We start from the raw sequence: 23,086 nt of genomic DNA on the forward strand, positions 1-23,086 counted from the left end.
AATTTAAAAGGCAGATTATGAGTTGCTAGTCGCCGTAAGTGAGTGAGGCTCCATGAATATAGATGTCCTATACCCAAAATAATTGGAGTTGCTAGTAGGCGGCAAGTGAGCGAGGCCCCATGAGTATCGCTGTACTCTATGATTAGGGCGAACGAATACAGCCAACAACCTAGCAACTTCAAGGATGAAGGGTATATATGATTGGAGCAAGTCAACGTAGCCAACAACCTAGCAACTTAAAGTAACGTCAATAAAAAAGGAGATATCGATAAAAATTATTGATTTAATTAATAATCTTTTCTTTTACCTTCCAGGAACACCCTATAATCAACACCAAAATTAAAAAACAAATTATCATCAACCTCGTAACAATACCTATTGGGATATGAAAAGGTTTACGATACAATCTGGTTATTATTTTTTTATTAATTATTAATATGAGTCAGATAGAACCCCCTAAATTCTCCTATAGTTTCTTCCATCCCAAGTATCTACCCATCTGGTTAGGTGCTGGTTTTATGTTTCTGGTTAGCCTACTACCTTATCGCTTTCAATATCACTTAGGCCGTCAACTTGGCAAAGTCATGATGAAACTAATGCCTCGCCGAGTCGCAATTGCCAGAACTAATCTTGAACTCTGTTTTCCAGAAATGGCAGAACAAGAAAAAGAGAAAATGGTAAAAGATAACTTTAGCAGTTTAGGTCTTGGTCTATTTGAAACGGCAATGGCTTGGTTCTGGCCTGACTGGCGCGTTGAAAACAATGTGACCTACAAAGGTTTAGAGCACATAAAAGCTCTACAAGATGAAGGAAAAGGCGTCTTATTGATCGCCATTCATTCCTTAAATCTTGAGTTTGGTGCCCGTGCATTTGGCATCAAAAATCCAGGTGTAGGCGTTTATCGAGCAAATAAAAACCCGTTATATGACTGGATTCAATTCTCTGGTCGTGTGCGGTCGAATAAATATATGTTAGACCGTAAAGATGTCAAAGGAATGCTCAGAGGATTACGTAAAGGGGATATCTTATGGTATGCACCAGACCATGACTATGGTCCGCGTCGCAGTACTTTTGCCCCACTGTTCGCCGTAGAAAAAGCGTGTACAACAACAGGTACCTCTTTGTTAGCTAACGCGAGTCGCTGTGCGCTAGTGCCATTTACCATTGTACGCAATCCAGATGGTCAAGGTTACACAATGGAAATTGAACCACCATTGGATAAGCTACCTCGTCACGATGATACATTAGCGGCGACACAAGTTAACCAAGCGATTGAACGTTCAATTCTACGAGCCCCAGAGCAGTATATGTGGCTTCACCGCCGTTTTAAAACCCGTCCAGAAGGCGAAGAGCATTCTTATCCTAAAAAGAAAAAAGATAAGAAGAAAGCTAAGAAAAAGAGTATTTAACCGTATAAAAAAGAGCCAGTTTTCAGCGAAAGATTGGCTCTTTTTTTATGGACTAATTTTATTACTTTTTACTTTTTACTTTGTAACCAAGATAGCCACAATTTAGAGATCGATTGTCGTTGCAGTTCAAACTCCGGCTCTTGAACTACCGCTTTCACCCCTCTTAAATTAAGATGATGAATTTTATCTCGTAATAAGCAATAACTCTCTTGTAATTGATTAACATCCGCCTTATCTAATAGATTACATTTAGCAACTGCATCTAAAATACGAATATTATCTTGCCATTGGGTCAAGTCAGGATATTGATGGCTATAATTCAAGACAAGATATTGAGTTAAAAACTCGATATCGGTAATCCCTCCTACACCCTGTTTAAGGTGAAACTCACCTTCATGGCTTGAATCTAGATGACCTCGCATTTTTTCGCGCATCTCAATCACTTGTTGCTGTAACGCTCCATTCTCTCTTTGACGAGATAATATTTGATGACGAATCGCAGCAAACTGTTCAGTTAATTGTTGATTACCATAAACGACCCTCGCTCGAACCAGCGCTTGATGCTCCCATGTCCACGCTTCTTGTTGTTGATATTCAGAGAATGCATCCATCGTACTCACTAATAGGCCAGAAGAACCTGATGGACGAAGCCTCATATCTACTTCATATAAAATACCGCTGTTAGTCCGAGTAGAAAAAAGATGAATAATGCGTTGTGCGAGACGAAGATAAAACTGCTTGCTATCAATCGACTTTTTACCATCAGTCTGATCTTGCGAAGGACAATTATGAAGAAAGACCAAATCTAAATCAGATCCATATCCAAGCTCCCAGCCCCCGACTTTTCCATAGCCAATCACTGCAAAGCCGCGATTACTACCTTCGTCCCCCTCTCTTAATGATTGCAGGTAACTAGGCTCACCATATTTAAACTTCATTTGATACCAAGCTTGATTAATCACAGCACTGATAATAGCTTCAGCTAACAGGGTTAAGTGGTCACTTACCTTCATCAAAGATAATGCGCCCACGGTATCCGCAGCCGCAATGCGCAATAATTGGATCTGCTTAAATTGTCGAACCCCTTCCATTTGCTGTTCCATATCATCTTCAGGTATTCGAGTTAAAAACTCGGTTAATAATCGCGAATACTCTGTTGGTGAGATAGGGTTATAGAGCTGATTAGGATCAAGCAACTCATCAAGTAGAACAGGAAATCTCGTCAACTGAGAGGCAATCATCTCACTAGCAGAACACAGCTTCACCAGCTGAGAAAGTGCTGCAGGATGCTCAGTTAACAACTCTAAATACGTGGTTCGAGTTGCAATATTCGTCACTAATTTAATTAGCTGGCTTAATAGTTGGCAGTGATCCTCTCGTGGCAAAACCTGAGAGAGTAGCATCGGCATCAATCGATTAAGGACTTCTCGTCCACGGTGCCCGACTGTACGTTTAATTAATTCAAGGTAAAAGTCAAAGATCAAGGTTGCCAATTGCTCGACACTTTGTTGACTGGTTATCAATAATGGTGGCTCAGAAAGGGCATTTTGGAGTAGGTCAGGTTGCTCAGCTAGCTGCCAAATTTCATTATATATCACATCGTAATGATGGTTATCGTCCTCATCTTCGCTACCGATAATCGTTTCAAAAACTTGGTGAACCGCATCCATATGATACTGAACCTTATCTCGAAGACCTTTCCAACCGGTTTCATTCATTCCTTGAGCTAAACGCTGTTGGTTAAGCTCATTATCCGGTAAAGTTTGACTCTGTTTGTCATCAATCCCTTGTAATAAATTCTCTAAGCGACGCAAATAACAGTAAGCGGCTTTTAATTGCTCAACCTGTAAAGGCGCCAGCAAATGCAACTTTTCGACCGCATCAAGGGTTGAAAGCAAGCTTCGTCCTCTCAAGGTAGGTTCTCGACCGCCACGGATCAATTGGAAAGATTGAGCAATAAACTCGATCTCTCGGATCCCGCCTGCGCCAAGTTTAATATTATTATCAAGTTTGCGACGACGCACTTCACTGCTGATCATCGATTTCATTCGACGTAGAGATTGAATGGCACTAAAGTCGATATAACGGCGAAAGACGAAAGGACGCAACATACTTTGTAACTCTTGGTAAGCATATTGTGTCTCATCGCCCATTACTCGCGCTTTGATCATCGCATAACGTTCCCATTCGCGACCTTGCTCTTGGTAGTAATCTTCTAATGCGGCAAAGCTCATCACTAAGGGACCACTTTCACCAAAAGGGCGCAGTCGCATATCAACACGATAACAGAAACCATCAAAAGTCTGTTGATCTAAAGCTTTAATTAATCGTTGTCCCAATCGAGTGAAAAACTGAGCATGGCTAATGGAGCGTCGAGATCCTTGAGTTTCACCATTTTCTGGATAAGTAAAAATGAGATCGATATCAGACGAGAAATTCAGTTCACCACCACCGAGTTTTCCCATCCCAAGGATCAACATAGGTAATGGTCCACCTTGCTGGTTTTTTGGTGTCCCCCATTGTTGACAACAGTGTTGATAGAGCCATTGATAAGCTTCCATAATCAGTGCTTCAGCGAGCTTTGAAAGATGACTTAAACTTTCAACTAAACTCCAATTTTGTTGAATATCTTTCCAACCAATCCAAACCATCTCTTGACGTCTAAATCGACGTAATCGTCTTAAAAGATCATTTTCATCACGGCTCTGAGCTAATTGTTCACGTAATATTTGTCGGTAATGGTCTTGATGAGTCGTGTCGTCATAATGGTGTTTCAACCACTCAACTAAAGCGGGATCTTGAACTAAACTATCAGCAATAAAATCACTCATCCCTAACGCGAGTTTCAGCTGTTGATCAAATTCAGGAATAGACTCAGTGAATGTTTGTTGCAACTCAGAGGGTAGACGGTTGAGCGCTTTTTCCGTAGCACTAACAATCAAAGGAAATAACATAATTTAAGCTCCTGCTTTAATCAACAAAGTATCCTCATACCTTATCACGAACTGTTTATTAAGTGCTCGGAATAGAAAGAAAAGTTATCAACTCAATTATTTACTAGACCTAAAATCATTGGAGTTGCGAGTAGGCGAACGAATACAGCCAACAACCTAGCGACTTCAAATAAGAAGGGTATATACTACTGATTATCTTTCTCAAATACTGAGTCTTAATATAACCATACCGATATGAAAAAAGTTAACATTATACAACTAGGGCTGCGGCCTCTTAACATTCTAGTTTTTATTCTCTCGATCGTTTCTATTGGTATCGTTATTTCGTTACTGTTTATTCCACGAGATAACCCCTCTTACCGCCTATTACTTTTCTTCGATACTATTATTTGTGCCATCTTTTGGCTGCAATTAATTGTTGATTTCATTCGTAGTGACGATAAAAAGCATTTTTTGCAAACCCACTGGATTGATTTTCTCGCCAGTATCCCTGTCATAGAGGCATTCCGTTTTGCTCGCGTTTTTCAGATCTTAAGGATCTACAAGTTGATCAAAGCATCAAAAGGGATTTGGGTTCATCTTGCCAAATTCAAACGAGAGACGACTCTCGCCGGTATTTTATTGCTCTTAACGATCTTACTTACATTAGGATCTAGTTTTGTATTATTTGCTGAACACAACACCGATGGTGCGAATATTACAACCGCAGGAGATGCATTGTGGTGGGCATTTGTCACGGTATCAACGGTGGGTTATGGTGATTATTATCCGGTAAGTGCACTAGGGCGTATTTTTTCCGTCATCATCATCATTGCCGGTGTAGGTATTTTTGGTATGGTTTCAGGCTTAATCACTAGCTACCTATCAGAAAGCAATCATGAACGAGAAGAAGCATTGAAAAAGCTGATTAGCCAGCAGCAGCAGATGCTAAAACAGCAACAACAGATGGTAGAAAGGCAAAATCGTCTATTATCTAAATTAGAAGAGCATAATCAAAATAATCAGAGTCATAATGGACAATAAAAAGCCTGAATAATCCTATTATTATTCAGGCTTAAGTCTACAAACGTGTATTAATGAAAGGTTAATGCCAATAAGGTTGCTGATCGATACCAATTAAACGGCTTAAATCAAGGGCATGAAGCAGATACCCCTCTTTACGACTTAACCATTTCATCAATTGCTGATAATCATCTTTATCATCGAGTTCATTGGCGATGGTATGAAGTAATCCTAGAAAGGTGAGATCATCCATTCCTTTCATCACATCAAGCCATGGTAGACGGAATTGCGAGCGCTCATCATCTTGATAGAGCCTAGCAAAAAATAGCCCCGTTAATAGATTACGGTCTAGTTTGCTCCATTGCTCTAAATAGACGTCACGCTCAATCGTTTCTGTATCAGAAAAAACATTCAACAGATGTGACCATGATTTCTCTAACATCTTATCAGCGAAAGGTTTAATTGACGTTTGAAGCTGACGACGAATTTTATTATCGATGAACGGTTGCCAATCACGAGTTAAAATCCAGCGGCTTAAATCTAAAATCAAGCCACAGTAACGCCCTGAGGTCATTAACAAAGCAATTTGCTCTTCGGTTGGTAATGCAGTACGTCGCTGTTTAAGTTTGGAAACAATTAATTTCTGACCGTTCAGTTTTTTTAATTGCTGTCCTTTTTCTGCTAACAAGAAGTTAATCTGTGATGCTTCATCCAACCAGAACAACTCGTCTTTCAACCACTGTAATTCTTGACGAATAAGCGAACTAGAACGGTTAGGAATCAAATCAGCAAAAATGGTATATGCTTGGAGAATAAAATTAATTGAGTTCTCTATTTGATATAACGCTTGACGATCATGCTGTTCAAAATAGATCTGCTCATGCTTAAGCCAATGTGATAATGCATGCTCAAGGGTTTTCACAAAGCTCTCTTCGATACTTAACGTGTTATCAAGAGGCACAAAGGGAATTAAACTCACTTCCTCAGGTTTCGTCGCAAAAGCTAAACGGTAACCTCTGGCAGCTTTGCTCAAATTACCTAAGCGCATACCGCCACTTTCAGAAATCTGATTAGCCAAAGAGAATAATGCATCAGTTTGTCCTGAGATCAACTCAAGCTCAATTTCAGAGATATCATCGGTCTTATCACCACTGCGAACTTCACCTAAATCAAAAGCCATCTCAATGGTGCTTCCATCATCCATCTCAATCAACCATTGAGTACGCTGAAAGTTAGTCGTAAAGAGAGGAGAAAGCATCGTTTGCAGCTTTTCAATCTCAAAGGATTGAGGCCATGCATCTGATGAGATTAGTGAAAGATCTAACTGATGACTTGATAGATCATCATTATATTCTGGTCGTTGATGTAAGCCAGCGACCACTCTACCCGACGTTTTCAAAGTCTGAATATAGCGTTCGTCAATCTGGCGAATACGCAATCCAATATCATGTCGTCGTAGTTGGTGATCATCTGTATCAAAGTAGGTATTTGATAGCATGCGACTGCTTTGTTTTAAAATTTTAGCATCCGCAATTTTGTCGATTAGCTTATCAGCAATATCAGGTGAAACGAAGAATTTAAGTTCTATCTCGGTTTCCATAATGGTATCCATAACTAGTGATATCGCCAGCATATTATGTCATCGCCATATCGGCAAGTATTCGTCGATTCTTTTTGCCACAAATTTGAACTGAGTAGCACGGACATTTAACTGGATATCATCAATCTTTGAATTAGAATAAACTTTTTTTATTTTTTTAAATCTACGATCTTTTTTGATTCAAAAGAATAAATCCTCAATTTCCACACATTTGATACAGTTAAGGTAATAACAAAAACAGCACCTAAATATAACTATAAGCTATAATTCTTGATACTTATTGACGGCACTGTAATAAAAAAATAACAACAAGACGATACTGATCAAAGAACCATCAAAAACGATTAGATAGTTTGCACTAAAATTGTTCCCTTGATTGATTGAATACGTTAGTATGCGCGTCCTTACAACCATTGCTGTATTTTGTCTAGAACAACGTAGGTAGCTATGCCTGTAAATACAATCATGGGACTTTTTGCTAAGTCACCAATAAAACCATTGCAAAAACATATGGCCACTGTGAATCAGTGCTGCCTATTGCTCATTCCTTTTTTCAAGCTTGTAAAAATAGCTCATGGGAAGAAGCAGCTGTAATAAGAGAACAAATTACTCAATTAGAGCATGATGCAGATGCGTTAAAACGCAAAATCAGATTAAACCTGCCAACAGGTTTATTTATGCCTATTGAACGAACCGATATATTAAGCCTTTTAAGTCAACAAGATAAGCTTGCTAATCTTGCTAAAGACATATCTGGTCGAATATTAGGTCGAGAATTACAGATTCCTGAGCCATTATTTAATGACTTTATGACTTATGCAAAACGCTGCACTGATGCTTCAGAGCAAGCTTTACTCGCAATTAATGAGTTTGACGAGTTACTAGAAATGGGCTTCTCTGGACGCGCTGTAGAATTAGTTGAAAAGATTGTTCATCAAGTCGATGTGATTGAGGACGATACCGATGAGTTACTTCGTCATCTCTGTCAAAATTTAATGATGATTGAAGATCAGCTCAATGCGGTTGATGTGATTTTTTTATACAAAGTATTGGAGAGCATGGGTGCTATTGCAGACCAAGCCCTTCGAGTTGGTTCTCGATTAGAGTTGATGTTAGCTCGATCTTAATCTAAAAATTGTCTTATAAAACAGGGTATTATAATGGATATCATATCGAATTACGGCACTATTCTAATTATAGTTGCAGGTATTTTTGGTTTCCTTATGGCAATCGGTATTGGCGCAAATGATGTTGCTAATGCGATGGGTACATCAGTTGGTTCTAAAGCTTTAACTGTAAAACAAGCAATCATTATCGCCATGATCTTTGAGTTTGCAGGTGCGTATCTTGCCGGTGGTGAAGTAACCGATACAATTCGTAAAGGGGTAATTGAAACCTCTTATTTCACTGCAACGCCTGAAATACTTATTTACGGTATGATGTCGGCACTTCTTGCTGCGGGTACTTGGTTACTGCTTGCTTCTTATATGGGATGGCCAGTATCAACGACTCACTCTATTATTGGTGCAATTATTGGCTTTGCTTGTGTCTCTGTTGGTCCTCAAGCTGTTGATTGGCACTCTGTACAAGGTATTGTTGGTAGCTGGTTAATCACTCCTGCAATTTCAGGGCTCTTTGCTTACCTGATATTTATTAGTGCTCAACGACTAATATTTGATACTGAAAATCCACTCAAAAATGCCAAGCGTTATGCACCTATCTATATGTTTATTACCATGATGGTGATTGCATTGGTGACAATCAAAAAAGGATTAACGCACGTTGGTATCAATCTTGACGGTACAGAAACCTTCTTTGTTTCCTTAGCCTTATCTTTAATGATCATGATTTTTGGCTATATTTATATCAACAAGAAATATGCAGATGACTCTGCTGTTGATAACAATGGTTTTGCCGGTGTTGAACGTGTCTTTAGCTTATTAATGGTTGTGACGGCTTGTGCAATGGCGTTTGCCCATGGCTCAAATGACGTAGCCAATGCGATTGGCCCACTTTCTGCTGTTGTTTCTACCATTGAAAATATGGGGGATATCGCTGCAAAAAGTTCAATTGCTTGGTGGATTTTACCTCTCGGCGGTATCGGTATTGTTGTTGGTCTTGCGACAATGGGTCATAAAGTAATGGCAACTGTCGGTACAGGTATTACTGAATTAACGCCAAGTCGTGGGTTTGCTGCTCAGCTAGCGACAGCCTCTACAGTTGTTCTAGCATCAGGTACTGGCTTACCTATCTCAACAACACAAACGCTTGTTGGCGCAGTATTAGGTGTTGGCTTTGCCCGTGGTATTGCCGCATTGAATCTAGGTGTTATTCGAAATATCGTAGCATCTTGGATTATTACGCTACCTGCGGGTGCATTGTTAGCCATCATATTCTTCTATGGTATGCGCGCTACTTTTGGTGTTTAATCCGTAAAAAGTTGTCAAATTACTGTCAAAGAGGGAGGCTTAGCCTCCCTCTTTGTTGCTTAACAGAGAAAAACTCCTTAGGATAGTCTCTATTTCCATCAACCGTTTTATCAAAGGATAAAGTTGTGAAGTATCTACTTACTATTTTGCTATTAACGATAAGTGTTGTTTTGCCAGCACAGGCACAAACAAGATATATCTCAGATAGCCTATTCACTTATATGCATTCAGGTCCAAGTAATAAATACCGTATCATCGGCAGTATTAACTCTGGTGAGAAGGTCAACATGCTAGAAGCGGATAAGGCAACAGGTTATAGCAAAGTATCAGATAACAAAGGCCGTACAGGCTGGGTAAAGTCTGACTTTATCGCTGTCACCCCAAGTTTAAAAATTCGCTTACCTAAGCTTGAAAAAGAGCTAACACAGGTTAAAAGTGCATTAAATAATGCACAAGCAACTGCAACTTCAGATCAGCAAGGTTTGAAAGATATGGTTGCATCAAAAACACAGCAAATTAATGATTTAGAAAAAACTAACCGTTCTATCAATGAACAACTAAATAGTGCTCAAGTTGAGATGCGTCAATTACGAGCCCGCCTTGACACTCAAAAAGATGATCTGCTGATGCGTTGGTTTACTTACGGCGGTATTGTTGCGGGTATTGGTCTGCTTCTTGGATTACTACTACCACACATTATCCCTCGTAAAAAGAAACAGAATGGCGGCTGGTAAGCGAATAAGTTAACGAGTTAAGCTCCTCCTTACGAGTTAAAAAGCGCCTCAATATACGTGACTTTAAATAGTTAACAGTATATTGGGGCGTTTTGTTCAAAGAGACTGATATTTAAAGTACCCAAGAAGTAAAATAGCATCTGCCTTAATAACTCTGCCACTCTGATAATGCTTCCATAGAAATTAACTCGCCTTGAAAGCGAATAATCACTTGCCGTGGTTCAATCCTCTCTAAGATGACTCCTGATGCAATTACATCCCCTTGCTGTCGTTCAACCCCATTCACTTTGACCCAACGATTGTCAACGTCAGAAGCGTAAAGATGAGTTTGTAGATTAAGGCTAGGAAGCTGTGCTTTAGTATCCTCACTTAATTGAGATATCGGCTTCACTACCAGATCCTCCTCAACATCCGTATCACTATTACTCATTGCCTTTCTTACTTGTGCAGCCAACTCTGGAGAAAGCTCTGAATAATCCAAGTTGTTTAAATTAAACTGATCTGACTTTTCGATTGATTGCTGATCTTGATAAATATACGGTTCATCAGCCGAAGAGCTAACTTGACCTCTTCTTTTTGTCTCTGAATTTTGCTCTGTAACTGGATGTTTAACTTCAGGATGGTAATCACCACCATGAATGGGTAAGGGTTCGGTCTGTAAGCTAGGAAAAGACTTCACAGCCAAAACAATCGGCAATACCACATTTTCTCCCGCTAAATGACGACCTGTTCTCTCAGCTGTTTGTATCGCAGTTAAATCGACCGCCTCTGGATTTTTTAAACGTGATGATGGCGACAAAGGTGAAGATAAAGGATGAGAAAACGATAAGAGTAGAAAAACGCCCCCTAGCATTAAAACAAGTAATAAAATAAATAACAGGAGATATTTACCCCACGGTTGACGATATTTTACTGTTTGTTGTTGCCAAGCCGTAGCTTGAGTAATAGGACGTTCACTCATATTCAATTTATTAATCAGACTCATCCTACTTACTCCTCAACCATTATCATGGGGTTTAATGTTGGTCCTGGCAATTCAAGTGCAGAATCCAACATCATTAGGGTCAATGGCCCAGCAATTCCATCATCAGGAAGATGTGAAAGTCGCTGGAAAGCTTTTACTCTTTCTAGTACCGGTTGATTAAAGCGCGACTTTGCGGTTACATCTAAACCAAAGAGATCGATAAGATGTTGATCAAGCCACTGTACCCCTTCGCCTTGTTGACCATAACGGAGAGAATTTAACGGTGCAAATGGCGATCGCCAAAATACTTGAGCCTCACCAGTCCAATGTTGTTGGAACCAGTTTAAGTCAATTTGAAATCGTTGGTCAGCCAACAACAACTCTACACTTTGATTCGATAGTTGGTAAACAACCGCATAAAATGGTTGTTGATCATTATCATTAATCGTCGCAATGATTGGTCGATTTAATCTTGCTAGCTGTTCAAATGTTAATTCGGTTTGATAACAACTTAAGCCAATTTTTTGGGTGTTATTACACGTCGCCTCTGAAAGTGTCGGTTCAAATCCCCACAATCTAAACAGATCTCTCATTCCATCACGGACAAACCGATTTTGATTAATTGCAGCATTAAACACCGGCTCTCGATCTTTTTCGGGTGGTTGATGATTGGCTGTAAGCTCAGCTTTAGATTCAGACGTCTGTAGTTTCGAAGAGGGTAACATCGCTATTTTTTCGGTTGATAAATGCTCAGTTTGATCTATCGTTACCCCTTTATTGTCATTAAATAAGTCCAAAGTTCGCTCCGATTGAGAGAAGAGTAACCCACTTCCCCCTGCGACCACTCCCGACAATAGTAAAGCAGCAAAGATACCCGATAAGCTTAATGGTCGATATTGTACTTTATCCATCACCTCTGACGTCACACTCGCTTGTTGCCACTGCAAAACATCACGACAGGCATTATCAGCAAAATCACGATTAATCTCTTTTACACCTTGTTGATAAGCAAGCATCAGCGCTTTATCACAACAAAGATTAATCAAACGAGGCACACCCGCCGTGTATTTTGCAATGAGCTTAATGGCACTCTGATTGAATAGATCCGTCCCCCCACCAACTCGACTTAATCGATACTGGATATACTGACGGACTTCACTTTCAGTCAATGGAATCAAGTGATAGCGAACGGTGATCCTCTGGGCTAATTGACGTAAATTGGGCTGTTGTAATAACTGTTGTAGCTCTGGCTGACCAATAAGAACCACATTGAGTAACTTATGGCTTGCTGTCTCAAAGTTAGTTAAGAGTCTAAGCTGCTCTAAAGCTTCAGCCGTTAAATGCTGAGCTTCATCTACCAGCAAAATATTCTTGATCCCTTTTTGATGGTTATTCAATAAGTGCTGATACAACGCATCATTATACGTTTTAATGCCACTATTTTTTTCAACCTCAAGACCATACTCATCACAAATTGTTTGTAATATTTCAATCACAGAAAGTGCTGGATTTAAAATGAGCGCCGCTTCGGTCTTCTGATCAAATTGCGCGATAAGAGCACGAGAGACGGATGTTTTTCCAGTCCCCACTTCTCCGGTTAATAAGGCAAAACCACCACTATGCGCCAATCCATGAGTGAGATGATTTAACGCCTCTTGATGTCGCTCACTTAAATAGAATAATTTAGCGCTTGGCACGATTGAAAAAGGGGCTTCATCGAAATTAAAATAGTGGTTATACATATAATTTGGTTAACTATCCTAGAGAAATACCAGAACATTAGTGTACCCTGTAGAGATAAGTTAACCTACTTTATTTAGAGTGATTTCCCTTGCAAATATACCTTGTTGGCGGCGCCGTCCGCGATAAATTACTTCATTTACCCATCAAGGATCGTGATTGGTTGGTTGTTGGAAGTACCCCAGAAGAGATGCTGGCATTAGGCTATCAACAAGTGGGTCAGGATTTTCCAGTCTTTCTTCATCCTAAAACTAAAGAAGAGCATGCACTAGCACGAACAGAACGAAAATCAGGCTCAGGCTATACAGGGTTTATCTGTCACTTCACACCTGACGTGACATTAGAAGAAGATCTATTGCGTCGAGACCTCACTATTAATGCCATCGCAGAAGATAAAAAAGGCAATATCCATGACCCGCTTAATGGCCAAATTGATCTAGAAAAGCGAATTTTGCGTCATGTCTCTCCGGCATTTATTGAAGATCCTTTACGTGTATTACGAGTTGCTCGATTTGCTGCTCGGTTTGCCGATCTTGGCTTTACCGTGGCTGATGAAACATTAACACTAATGAGTGAGATGTCTCAAAATGGAGAACTTTCCGCCCTAACCCCTGAGCGAGTTTGGCAAGAGTGGCAAAAATCACTGACCTATTCTCGTCCCGATATTTTCCTTAGGTTATTAGAGCAAACTCAAGGGCTATCGGTGGTATTACCTGAATTGAAATTAATGCCAGCACAGCTAGAAACGACACAACTTGCGGCAAAACAGAAGATGTCATCTCCTATCGTACTAGCGACTCAACTCTATCAGTGTTCAGAGTCTGAGATCAAAGCGCTTTGCTCACGAGTTAAAATTCCCAATGAATATCGAGATCTCGCGCTTCTTGTGGCTGCCCATTATCAACAGATTAATCAATTGCCAAATATTTCTGCGGAGCTTATTGTCGAATTATTAAATCAAATTGATGGATGGCGAAAACCAGAAAGGGTGAAAGAGATTACCAAAAGTTGTCAATTAATCGCAACGATTAACTCATCGAAGCAATCAAACACTGAGTCATTATTAATCAAATTACTTGATGAGGCAAACCAAGTTGCCGTTCAGCCGATTATCGCGGCAGGATACCGTGGACCAGAGATAAAAGTGCAATTACAACAGCAGAGAATAGCCGTCATCGCTAAAAAACTGAATCAATAGTCCGCACTATATCCAAAGTAATTGGCGTTGCTAGTCGGCGGCAAGTGAATAAGGCTCCATGAGTATAGGTGTACTGTATGATTGGGACGAATGAGCGTAGCCAACAACCTAGCGACTTCAAGTATAAAGAGTATAATAAAAAAGGCCGAAAACTCATTCAGTCTCCGACCTTTTTTGATTTTTTACCTAACTAGAATCGACTAGGCAGAGCAGATTAACGAGTCAGTAAAAAAGCAAATAGACCAATACCTAAAATTAAGCGATAAATCACAAATGGGTACATGCCGACTTTAGTGACAAACTTCAAAAAGAGATGAATACAGGCGTAAGCCGATAAGAAAGAGACCACAATCCCTAACGCTAAACCACTCCATTCAATCGCCACATCACTCACGGCCAGTTTTAACCCTAAATAACCGCCAGCCGCAAGAATAATTGGAATCGACATCAAGAAAGAGAAACGAGCAGCCGCTTCACGAGTTAACCCCATTTTTAAAGCCGCAGTAATCGTAATACCAGAGCGAGAAGTACCTGGAATCAATGCAATCGCTTGAGCTATCCCGATATATAACGCCTCTTTCCAACCCACATGGTACTCATCATTTACCTGTGTTGAATGCTTATCCACTTGCCAAAGTAATACACCAAAAACAATGGTTGTTGTTGCAATCACATAAGCAGAACGCAGATAAAGTTCAATAAAATCTTTTAAAAACAGTCCTAATAAACAGGCCGGAATGGTGGCAATAATAATCATCCACGCCAATTTAGAGTCACGACTGTGTTGCTTTTTAAATAAGGATCCAAACCAAGCAGATAACAGGGTGATAACCTCTTTTCGGAAGTAAATTACAACCGCGGCTAAGGTTCCAACATGAACAGCAACATCAAAAGAGAGCCCTTGATCTGCCCAGCCTAAAACCTCTGACGGTAAAATTAAATGAGCGGAGCTAGAAATGGGAAGAAATTCAGTCAAACCTTGAATTAAAGCTAAAAAGAAAGCTTCAAAGTAACTCATGTTACATCCTTATATTTTGTAAGATAATGATTGATTTCATTACCACAGAATGAAATCGCCGCTAATCTACCTTTTCCAATAAAAATCAACAAGAGTTAATGACTCAAAAGTGCGACTATCTAAGCGAAAATTGCGCCATTCTTCAGATAAATTGTTATTTCTTGCACTTAAAATCCGATCTGGTTGCAGTTCTGAAAGTGGCTTTAAAACAAAAGCAAATTTAAAAATATCAGGATGAGGTAATGGTAACTGAGGATCGACAAGATCATCAAACAACAGGAGATCAAGATCCAAACTACAATGATCGTTATCACGCTGACGATCACATAAAGTTTCTATCTGTTTTAACTCTTGTTTTAATTTTGAGATCGAAAGAGTGGTATTAAGACCAATCACCGCATTATAATAATTGGCACTCTTTTGTGTACGATCAATACTCTCATACACAGAAGAGCAGACAAGCTGCTCCCCTAATGCTTCTAGAGCTGAAAAAGCCCTTAAGAAGTAGAACTCTTGCTGGAAGTTAGAACCTATCGCAATAAATGCTTGGCTCACTCTTGGCCTCTTTCAATCACCACACCGACAGCTTTTGCATTCACAACCGCGCCGGGTTTACTGACTTTAATTTTCACCCAAGGAACCGAGAATTCAGTGCGGATAAGATCGGCGACTTCTTCTGCAACACGCTCAACAAGCAAAATAGGTTTACTCTCTAGATGATGAGTGACGGCTTGACTTACTTTGGCATAATCTAGCGCTTCTTCAACATTATCACTCAAACCCGGCTTCTGATTATCATGCGCCATCTCAATATCAAGCACTAATTTTTGCTTAATGGTCTGTTCCCAGTCATAAGCACCAATAGTACAAATTGCCGTTAATTCCTCAATAAAAACTCTATCCATGTTGTCTTTCTCATAATGTTTACAGGTCGGATACCCTATTCATTTAAATGGGCGTATATTAATCTCATTAATATACTCAAAGTCATTAAGATATACATTAAATTTCTCAGATTGGATAATTGTATATTATGATTGAGCATATAAACTAAAACGCTGTAACAAATGAACAAATAATTTTAGCTTCTTTATTTTAAACAGGACATGCCATGACACCACTGGCTCTCGTCGTGATAATCGCGGCTTACCTATTGGGATCTATATCTAGTGCAGTACTTATTTGTCGCCTATTTAAATTGCCCGACCCTAGAGATAATGGTTCAAAAAACCCAGGTGCAACCAATGTCTTGCGTTTAGGTGGAAAAATGCCTGCCGCCTCCGTTTTAGTCTGTGATCTACTTAAAGGGTTAATTCCTGTTTGGGGTGGCTATTTTCTTCACTTGAACCCTTTTATTCTCGGCATTATCGGTATCGCTGCCACACTTGGACATATTTATCCCATTTTCTTCCATTTTCGTGGTGGAAAAGGTGTGGCAACGGCATTTGGTTCGTTAGCGCCAATCGGTTGGGATCTATCAGGATTGCTGTTGTTGAGTTGGGGATTGATTGCCTTAGTAAGTGGATTCTCATCTCTTGCCGCTATCGGCACGGCAATTCTTGCACCGTTATTTACTTGGTTTTTCAAACCTCAATACACCATGCCCGTCGCGATGTTAGCCTGCATTATTTTATGGCGTCATCAAGATAATATTCGTCGCCTTTGGGATGGTTTAGAAGATAAAATCTTGCATAAAAAATCAGATAAGAAGTAATTTAAACCATCAAAAAAAGACAATAATGATAATAAAAAAGAGGATGATAGTATTTACTTACTATCACCCTCTTTTTCTTTTAAATACAAGTAATAACTTCTAAAATAGTTATTTAATTGGTTGTAGTTGATCAATCGGCCAACGTGGGTATGCTTTTACAGCTAAGTCCGTCACTTCACTATTTTTCAGACGTTGCATTCCAGCATAGGCAATCATCGCACCATTATCGGTACAAAACTCAGTTCTCGGGTAGAAAACTGCACCGCCTAATTTTGTTGTCATCGCTTCAAGTTGTTGTCGTAAGTATTTGTTCGCGCTCACGCCCCCTGCAACCACCAGACGCTTCATTCCTGTCTGCTTTAATGCTCTACGACACTTAATCGCTAATGTGTCTGCTACAGCCTCCTGGAAAGCAAAAGCGATATCCGCTTGAGTTTGATCATCATCATCATTTGCTCGAATTGTATTGGCCGCAAATGTTTTTAGACCAGAAAAACTAAAATCAAGCCCTGGGCGGTCCGTCATTGGACGAGGGAACTTAAAACGACCAGCAGTACCTTGTTCAGCTAGTTTTGATAACCTAGGGCCTCCTGGGTAGTCTAAGCCCAACATTTTTGCGGTTTTATCGAAGGCTTCACCTGCCGCATCGTCGACAGACTCACCTAAAATTTGATAATCGCCAATATGATTGACTTGAACCAACATGGTATGACCACCAGAAACTAACAATGCAACAAAAGGAAATTCAGGTGGTGTCTCTTCCAACATGGGCGCTAAAAGGTGTCCTTCCATATGATGAACAGCAACCGCTGGAATATTCCATGCATACGCTAAACTACGGCCAATCGTCGCCCCAACAAGAAGAGCTCCAATTAAACCCGGTCCCGCTGTATACGCAATACCATCGATATCATCTGAAGTTAAACCCGCATCCGCTAAGGTTTCTTTTATCAATGGAATGGTTTTTTTAACATGATCCCTTGATGCTAATTCAGGAACAACACCACCATAATCTGCATGAAGTTTGACCTGACTGTAAAGTTGATGAGACAATAAACCTTGTTCATCATCATAGATTGCAATACCTGTTTCATCGCACGATGTCTCGATGCCTAAAATTCGCATGACCGCCTCAATATATGCATTAATTGCCCCAATATTAACGCTACAAACAAAAATTAACCAGTTCGATTACAACAAAGCTTTACAAATACCCCTAATTCAGATTAAAATTCCGCACCATTTTTAGTCAAGCTGGCTACTAGATCGTCAGCACTAACCGAACAACCCCTGAGGTGAAAGGCACATGCCAGTAATTAAAGTACGTGAAAACGAACCATTTGACGTAGCGCTACGTCGCTTCAAACGTTCATGCGAGAAAGCAGGTATCTTATCTGAAGTTCGTCGTCGTGAGCACTACGAGAAGCCAACTACAGTACGTAAGCGCTCTAAAGCTGCCGCTGTTAAGCGTCACCTAAAGAAATTAGCTCGCGAAAACGCACGTCGCGTACGTCTATACTAATTTCTGATTTTTCAGAATTTTAAAAGTAGAGAACGTGATATGGCTTTGATCGAGCGTCTTAAAGACGAACAAAAAACGGCAATGAAGGCGAAGGATAAACCTCGTCTTGGCACAATTCGTCTTGCGTTAGCAGCAATCAAACAGTTAGAAGTTGATGGTCAAAAGACCCTTTCTGACGATGAGATTATTGCTGTTTTAACCAAGATGGTTAAGCAACGTCGTGATTCTGTTGAGCAGTTTACTGCCGCAGGTCGTGATGATTTGGCCGATGTTGAGAAAGCAGAAATTGTTGTTGTTGAAGAATTCTTGCCTCAAGCACTGACTGACGAAGAAGTTAGCCAGTTGATTGCAGATGCAATATCTTCAACAGGAGCTAATGGAATGCAGGACATGGGTAAAATCATGGGCGTCTTAAAGCCTAAGATTCAAGGCCGTGCCGATATGGGTAAAGTTAGTCAGCTTGTAAAAGCTAATTTAGGCTAACTTAATCCATCTGCCGACAAGCCGTGCTATCCTTTTTGGAATGCGCGGCTTGTTTGTATCTATACAAAAGCTTTTCTAGCGCTTTTTTTAGATAAAAAAGATCCATTTTTAGCTTAAATATCAAGTAATTGATATCAAATAACCACCTCCATTTTAATCACCACTTTATAGTAGGTAACCCCATTATGGCAGGACGTATTCCTCGCACATTTATCAATGATATTATTGCCAGAATCGATATCGTTGAACTAATAGATTCGCGAGTTAAGCTAAAAAAACAGGGTAAAAACTTTGGTGCTTGCTGCCCTTTCCATAATGAAAAAACCCCCTCTTTTAGTGTTAGCCAAGAGAAGCAGTTTTATCACTGTTTTGGTTGTGGCGTACACGGAAATGCTCTCGATTTTATTATGGAATTTGATCGTCTTGAGTTTGTTGAGGCGGTAGAAGAGATAGCAAATACCCTTGGACTTGAAGTACCAAGAGAAGCTGGTGGCAGTTATAGCGGACCAAAAGCACAAGAGAAACGCGATCTTTACCAGTTATTAGGCGATGTCAGCCATTTTTATCATCAACAACTTCAGCAACCCGCCGCTCAAATCGCTCAACAATACTTAGCGGAGCGCGATCTGGCTCAGAGTAGTATTGATAAATTTAACATTGGCTATATTGCTGATCGTTGGGATACGGTACTGTCAAAATTTGGTACCACTCCTGATAATCAAAAATCTCTCATTGATACTGGTTTACTGATTGAAAACGATCAAGGACGTCGTTATGACCGCTTCCGTGGTCGAGTGATGTTTCCGATCCGAGATCGTCGTGGACGAGTTATTGCGTTTGGTGGTCGTGTCATTGGAGATGGAACGCCAAAGTATCTCAACTCACCAGAAACCCCTGTTTTCCATAAAGGTAAAGAGCTTTACGGTCTTTATGAAGCCCTTCAAGTTAGCCGTGAACCTGAAAAATTATTGGTGGTTGAAGGTTATATGGATGTTGTCGCCCTCGATCAATTCGGCGTTGATTATGCTGTTGCATCATTGGGAACATCGACAACGGGTGACCATATCCAGTTACTATTTCGTCAAACAAGTACTATTATTTGTTGTTACGATGGTGATAGAGCTGGACGAGAAGCAGCATGGCGTGCAATGGAAAATGCACTACCTTATCTACAAGATGGTAAACAACTGAAGTTTATGTTTTTACCTGATGGTGAAGATCCTGACAGTTACATTCGTCAACACGGTAAACCGAGCTTTGAAGAACAAGTCAGTAGTGCGATGCCACTGTCCACATTTCTCTTTAATAGTTTAATGACACAAGTGGATAGCTCATCTTTAGAAGGTCAAGCAAAGTTAACTACGCTTGCTGTTCCTTTGATCGATAAAGTGCCCGGTGGAACTTTAAGACTTTATTTGCGCGATATGTTAGGAAAAAAATTAGGGTTACCTGATGAAAGTCAGTTACAACGATTAATTAATAAGCAACCATCAAATCAGCGCCAACTGCCTAAAAAGACAGAAATAAAGAAAACACCGATGCGTCAAGTTATCGCATTATTGATACAAAACCCAGAATTAAGTCAGTATTTAGATCCTCAAGAACTAATAACAATAGACTTTCCTGGTATACAATTATTAACGTCACTAGTTGAAAAGTGTCACCAACATCCCAATATTACTACAGGTCAGCTCCTAGAGTATTGGCGCGATGATTCTCACGAGCCGCTAATCGCTAAATTAGCCGCCTGGGATTTGCTGATCAATAAGAGTAATATTACAGAAGTATTTGCAGACTCATTGGACAAAGTTTATGCCCAGTGCGTCGAAAAACAGATAGCACAGCTGCAAGCGAAAGAGAGAACTGTCGGTTTATCAACCGAAGAAAAGCGAGAGTTACAGTTACTAATACTGAACAATCTCGACTAAAATACCTGACGCGACTAAAATATAGTCAGCAAGCGAAATATTTGTTATTATTGGCGGTTTGCGTTTTCAGCATACTAAATTCCTCACCCAGACCAGAAGTTGGATATCGTCTATGGAGCAAAATCCTCAGTCGCAGCTCAAATTACTTGTAGCTAAAGGTAAAGAGCAAGGCTATCTGACCTTCGCTGAAGTTAACGACCATTTACCCGATGACATCGTAGATTCAGATCAAATAGAAGACATCATTCAGATGATCAATGACATGGGTATCCAAGTCGTTGAACAGGCACCGGATGCCGATGATCTAATGATGTCAGAAGGCGTTGCAGATGAAGATGCAGCCGAAGCAGCAGCTCAAGCCCTTTCTAGCGTTGAATCTGAAATTGGTCGCACAACTGACCCAGTACGTATGTATATGCGTGAAATGGGAACAGTTGAGCTACTTACTCGCGAAGGCGAAATTGATATCGCGAAACGCATTGAAGATGGTATTAACCAAGTTCAGTGCTCAGTGGCAGAATACCCAGGTGCAATTTATCACCTACTAGAACAATTTGATAAAGTCGAAATTGAAGAAGCTCGTCTTACCGATATCATCTCAGGTTTTGTTGATCCTAACTCGGACGAGACAACCGCACCAACAGCAACTCATATCGGTTCTGAATTAAGCGAAGAAGAGCTTAAAGATGAAGATAGTGATCTTGAAGATGGTGAAGATGACGAAGAAGAAGATGATGGTTCAATTGATCCAGAATTAGCACGTGAAAAGTTCTTAGAGCTTCGTACGGCTTATGATCAAATGCAACTGAGTATCTCTGAAAATGGTCGTTTTGCACCAGAATCAGAAACTAAAGTTGCCGAACTTGCAGAAGTATTCAAACAGTTCCGTCTAATTCCAAAACAGTTTGACCACCTTGTTGGTTCAATGCGTACTATGATGGATCGCGTTCGTACTCAAGAACGTCTTATCATGCGTATGTGTGTCGACCACAGTAAAATGCCAAAGAAAACATTTGTTACCCTATTTGCAGGTAATGAGTCGTCAGAAGATTGGTATGAAGCTGCTGTTGCAACTGGCAAACCATTTGTTGATAAGATGTCAACATTTGAAGATGATATCAAACGTAGTATCGCTAAATTAAAGCAGATCGAAGAAGAAACTGGTCTACCTATTGAGCGTATCAAAGATATCAACCGTCGCATGTCTATCGGTGAAGCAAAAGCTCGTCGTGCGAAAAAAGAGATGGTTGAAGCAAACTTACGTCTTGTTATCTCAATCGCGAAAAAATACACCAACCGTGGTTTACAGTTCTTAGATCTTATCCAAGAGGGTAACATCGGTCTAATGAAAGCGGTTGATAAGTTTGAATATCGTCGTGGTTATAAGTTCTCAACTTATGCTACATGGTGGATCCGTCAGGCAATTACACGTTCAATTGCCGACCAAGCACGTACGATCCGTATCCCTGTACATATGATCGAGACCATTAACAAACTAAACCGTATCTCTCGCCAGATGTTGCAAGAGATGGGTCGCGAGCCTCTTCCAGAAGAGCTTGCGGAAAGAATGTTAATGCCAGAAGATAAGATCCGTAAAGTCTTAAAGATTGCAAAAGAACCGATTTCAATGGAGACGCCAATTGGTGATGATGAAGATTCACATCTAGGTGACTTTATTGAAGATACAACACTGGATCTTCCAATCGATGCGGCAACTGCGACAAGCTTAAGAATGGCAACCAATGACGTTCTTGCTGGTTTAACGCCTCGTGAAGCGAAAGTATTACGTATGCGTTTTGGTATCGATATGAATACCGACCACACGTTAGAAGAAGTGGGCAAGCAGTTTGACGTTACTCGTGAGCGTATCCGTCAGATTGAAGCGAAGGCGTTACGTAAACTACGTCACCCAAGCCGCTCTGAAGTACTACGTAGCTTCTTAGACGAGTAATAATTACTCTACTAAATGGCGATAAAAAACGGGCTTAATGCTCGTTTTTTTTTACCTATTTTTCAATGATATCAATTTTTATTGCGATTATTTTAATCTCGATTCACTTTTTTTATATAAACAGCCATAAGTGCATAAAAAGTAAACGATAGATGCGATTTTTATAGTAGACAAGCAAGATCTCATCCCCTATAATCTATGACCATATATGGCCCCTTAGCTCAGTGGTCAGAGCAGTCGACTCATAATCGATTGGTCCGCAGTTCAAGTCTGCGAGGGGCCACCATATATCAAGGCGTTAGAAGAGTTTCTCTTCTGACGCCTTTTTTCATTTCTGTATTTATAGCATATTTATAGCAATTGAACTTTTATACCTTTCTCACATAATTTAAGTAAATTACAACACTGATATAAATGTTCCTATATGATTAAATTTTAAT

General features: G+C 40.0%; 18 protein-coding genes, 1 tRNA gene and 1 pseudogene. 12 read left to right on the forward strand and 8 right to left on the reverse strand.

All coding sequences use genetic code 11. The annotated features are described in order from the left end of the window. Positions 1-437 precede the first annotated feature (437 nt). Complete coding sequence (lpxL, locus tag L0B53_RS05870; RefSeq protein ID WP_235061202.1) at positions 438-1,409, forward strand: LpxL/LpxP family Kdo(2)-lipid IV(A) lauroyl/palmitoleoyl acyltransferase; 972 nt, start codon at positions 438-440, stop codon at positions 1,407-1,409. A 68-nt stretch (positions 1,410-1,477) separates the two neighbouring features. On the opposite strand, the gene glnE is transcribed toward lpxL, so the two are convergent. After that, positions 1,478-4,366: a bifunctional [glutamate--ammonia ligase]-adenylyl-L-tyrosine phosphorylase/[glutamate--ammonia-ligase] adenylyltransferase gene (gene glnE / locus L0B53_RS05875; RefSeq protein ID WP_409202831.1), complete on the reverse strand. Its 2,889-nt coding sequence runs from the start codon at positions 4,364-4,366 to the stop codon at positions 1,478-1,480. A gap of 231 nt (positions 4,367-4,597) precedes the next feature. Here glnE and L0B53_RS05880 point away from each other — a divergent pair, with 231 nt between their 5' ends. Further along, entirely contained in the window at positions 4,598-5,386 is a 789-nt protein-coding gene (locus L0B53_RS05880) for a potassium channel family protein (RefSeq protein WP_235061204.1), read from the forward strand. 61 nt (positions 5,387-5,447) lie between these two features. On the opposite strand, the gene L0B53_RS05885 is transcribed toward L0B53_RS05880, so the two are convergent. After that, positions 5,448-6,965: an inorganic triphosphatase gene (locus L0B53_RS05885; RefSeq protein ID WP_235061205.1), complete on the reverse strand. Its 1,518-nt coding sequence runs from the start codon at positions 6,963-6,965 to the stop codon at positions 5,448-5,450. 447 nt (positions 6,966-7,412) lie between these two features. On the opposite strand from L0B53_RS05885, the pseudogene L0B53_RS05890 reads away from it, so the two are divergent. The 3 genes and pseudogenes from L0B53_RS05890 (at position 7,413) to L0B53_RS05900 (ending at position 10,128) form a co-directional block, all read left to right on the forward strand. Then, positions 7,413-8,092, forward strand: a pseudogene (locus L0B53_RS05890) (TIGR00153 family protein). A gap of 33 nt (positions 8,093-8,125) precedes the next feature. Beyond that, positions 8,126-9,394 carry an inorganic phosphate transporter gene (locus L0B53_RS05895; protein ID WP_235061206.1) on the forward strand — a complete coding sequence of 423 codons (1,269 nt, stop codon included), beginning with the start codon at positions 8,126-8,128 and terminating at the stop codon, positions 9,392-9,394. A gap of 125 nt (positions 9,395-9,519) precedes the next feature. Next, positions 9,520-10,128 carry a TIGR04211 family SH3 domain-containing protein gene (locus L0B53_RS05900; RefSeq protein WP_235061207.1) on the forward strand — a complete coding sequence of 203 codons (609 nt, stop codon included), beginning with the start codon at positions 9,520-9,522 and terminating at the stop codon, positions 10,126-10,128. Between the two features lie 145 nt (positions 10,129-10,273). Here L0B53_RS05900 and L0B53_RS05905 read toward each other — a convergent pair whose 3' ends face one another. Next, a complete protein-coding gene (locus L0B53_RS05905) occupies positions 10,274-11,113 on the reverse strand; it encodes a general secretion pathway protein GspB (protein WP_235061208.1) in 840 nt (279 codons plus the stop codon). Between the two features lie 5 nt (positions 11,114-11,118). Next, entirely contained in the window at positions 11,119-12,834 is a 1,716-nt protein-coding gene (locus L0B53_RS05910; protein ID WP_235061209.1) for an AAA family ATPase, read from the reverse strand. Between the two features lie 89 nt (positions 12,835-12,923). Here L0B53_RS05910 and cca point away from each other — a divergent pair, with 89 nt between their 5' ends. Continuing rightward, positions 12,924-14,030 (forward strand): multifunctional CCA tRNA nucleotidyl transferase/2'3'-cyclic phosphodiesterase/2'nucleotidase/phosphatase, encoded by a 1,107-nt coding sequence (gene cca, locus L0B53_RS05915; RefSeq protein ID WP_235061210.1) that lies wholly within the window; start codon positions 12,924-12,926, stop codon positions 14,028-14,030. A 214-nt stretch (positions 14,031-14,244) separates the two neighbouring features. Here cca and L0B53_RS05920 read toward each other — a convergent pair whose 3' ends face one another. From L0B53_RS05920 to folB, 3 genes are all read right to left on the reverse strand, one after another. Then, positions 14,245-15,048 (reverse strand): undecaprenyl-diphosphate phosphatase, encoded by an 804-nt coding sequence (locus tag L0B53_RS05920; protein ID WP_235061211.1) that lies wholly within the window; start codon positions 15,046-15,048, stop codon positions 14,245-14,247. A gap of 66 nt (positions 15,049-15,114) precedes the next feature. Then, entirely contained in the window at positions 15,115-15,603 is a 489-nt protein-coding gene (gene folK / locus L0B53_RS05925) for a 2-amino-4-hydroxy-6-hydroxymethyldihydropteridine diphosphokinase (protein ID WP_235061212.1), read from the reverse strand. Continuing rightward, positions 15,600-15,953, reverse strand: coding sequence for a dihydroneopterin aldolase (gene folB, locus L0B53_RS05930; protein ID WP_235061213.1), 354 nt, complete (start codon positions 15,951-15,953; stop codon positions 15,600-15,602). Before folB ends, folK begins: the two co-directional genes overlap by 4 nt. 206 nt (positions 15,954-16,159) lie before the next feature. Here folB and plsY point away from each other — a divergent pair, with 206 nt between their 5' ends. Then, a complete protein-coding gene (plsY, locus tag L0B53_RS05935) occupies positions 16,160-16,762 on the forward strand; it encodes a glycerol-3-phosphate 1-O-acyltransferase PlsY (RefSeq protein ID WP_235061214.1) in 603 nt (200 codons plus the stop codon). Positions 16,763-16,870: 108 nt separating this feature from the next. On the opposite strand, the gene tsaD is transcribed toward plsY, so the two are convergent. After that, the gene (gene tsaD / locus L0B53_RS05940; protein WP_235061215.1) at positions 16,871-17,887 is read right to left on the reverse strand and encodes a tRNA (adenosine(37)-N6)-threonylcarbamoyltransferase complex transferase subunit TsaD; all 1,017 of its coding nucleotides are present in this window, start codon (positions 17,885-17,887) and stop codon (positions 16,871-16,873) included. A 181-nt stretch (positions 17,888-18,068) separates the two neighbouring features. Here tsaD and rpsU point away from each other — a divergent pair, with 181 nt between their 5' ends. From rpsU to L0B53_RS05965, 5 genes are all read left to right on the forward strand, one after another. Next, positions 18,069-18,284 carry a 30S ribosomal protein S21 gene (rpsU, locus tag L0B53_RS05945; protein WP_235061216.1) on the forward strand — a complete coding sequence of 72 codons (216 nt, stop codon included), beginning with the start codon at positions 18,069-18,071 and terminating at the stop codon, positions 18,282-18,284. 39 nt (positions 18,285-18,323) lie between these two features. Continuing rightward, the gene (locus L0B53_RS05950; protein ID WP_235061218.1) at positions 18,324-18,767 is read left to right on the forward strand and encodes a GatB/YqeY domain-containing protein; all 444 of its coding nucleotides are present in this window, start codon (positions 18,324-18,326) and stop codon (positions 18,765-18,767) included. Positions 18,768-18,952: 185 nt separating this feature from the next. Further along, positions 18,953-20,695 (forward strand): DNA primase, encoded by a 1,743-nt coding sequence (gene dnaG, locus L0B53_RS05955; protein WP_235061220.1) that lies wholly within the window; start codon positions 18,953-18,955, stop codon positions 20,693-20,695. Between the two features lie 58 nt (positions 20,696-20,753). Continuing rightward, entirely contained in the window at positions 20,754-22,646 is a 1,893-nt protein-coding gene (gene rpoD / locus L0B53_RS05960) for an RNA polymerase sigma factor RpoD (protein ID WP_260115566.1), read from the forward strand. Between the two features lie 210 nt (positions 22,647-22,856). Further along, a tRNA-Ile gene (locus L0B53_RS05965) sits at positions 22,857-22,932 on the forward strand. Positions 22,933-23,086: the final 154 nt, after the last annotated feature.

The sequence above is a fragment of the Vibrio sp. SS-MA-C1-2 genome, from assembly GCF_021513135.1.
GTDB lineage: Bacteria > Pseudomonadota > Gammaproteobacteria > Enterobacterales > Vibrionaceae.

Excerpts from the sequence above, each read along its gene's own strand:
- L0B53_RS05905 (WP_235061208.1), bottom strand. The coding sequence starts at position 11,113 with ATGAGTCTGATTAATAAATTGAATATGAGTGAACGTCCTATTACTCAA.
- L0B53_RS05880 (WP_235061204.1), top strand. The coding sequence starts at position 4,598 with ATGAAAAAAGTTAACATTATACAACTAGGGCTGCGGCCTCTTAACATT.
- L0B53_RS05920 (WP_235061211.1), bottom strand. The coding sequence starts at position 15,048 with ATGAGTTACTTTGAAGCTTTCTTTTTAGCTTTAATTCAAGGTTTGACT.
- L0B53_RS05895 (WP_235061206.1), top strand. The coding sequence starts at position 8,126 with ATGGATATCATATCGAATTACGGCACTATTCTAATTATAGTTGCAGGT.
- lpxL (WP_235061202.1), top strand. The coding sequence starts at position 438 with ATGAGTCAGATAGAACCCCCTAAATTCTCCTATAGTTTCTTCCATCCC.
- tsaD (WP_235061215.1), bottom strand. The coding sequence starts at position 17,887 with ATGCGAATTTTAGGCATCGAGACATCGTGCGATGAAACAGGTATTGCA.
- L0B53_RS05950 (WP_235061218.1), top strand. The coding sequence starts at position 18,324 with ATGGCTTTGATCGAGCGTCTTAAAGACGAACAAAAAACGGCAATGAAG.
- rpsU (WP_235061216.1), top strand. The coding sequence starts at position 18,069 with ATGCCAGTAATTAAAGTACGTGAAAACGAACCATTTGACGTAGCGCTA.
- folB (WP_235061213.1), bottom strand. The coding sequence starts at position 15,953 with ATGGATAGAGTTTTTATTGAGGAATTAACGGCAATTTGTACTATTGGT.
- L0B53_RS05885 (WP_235061205.1), bottom strand. The coding sequence starts at position 6,965 with ATGGAAACCGAGATAGAACTTAAATTCTTCGTTTCACCTGATATTGCT.
- L0B53_RS05910 (WP_235061209.1), bottom strand. The coding sequence starts at position 12,834 with ATGTATAACCACTATTTTAATTTCGATGAAGCCCCTTTTTCAATCGTG.
- plsY (WP_235061214.1), top strand. The coding sequence starts at position 16,160 with ATGACACCACTGGCTCTCGTCGTGATAATCGCGGCTTACCTATTGGGA.
- dnaG (WP_235061220.1), top strand. The coding sequence starts at position 18,953 with ATGGCAGGACGTATTCCTCGCACATTTATCAATGATATTATTGCCAGA.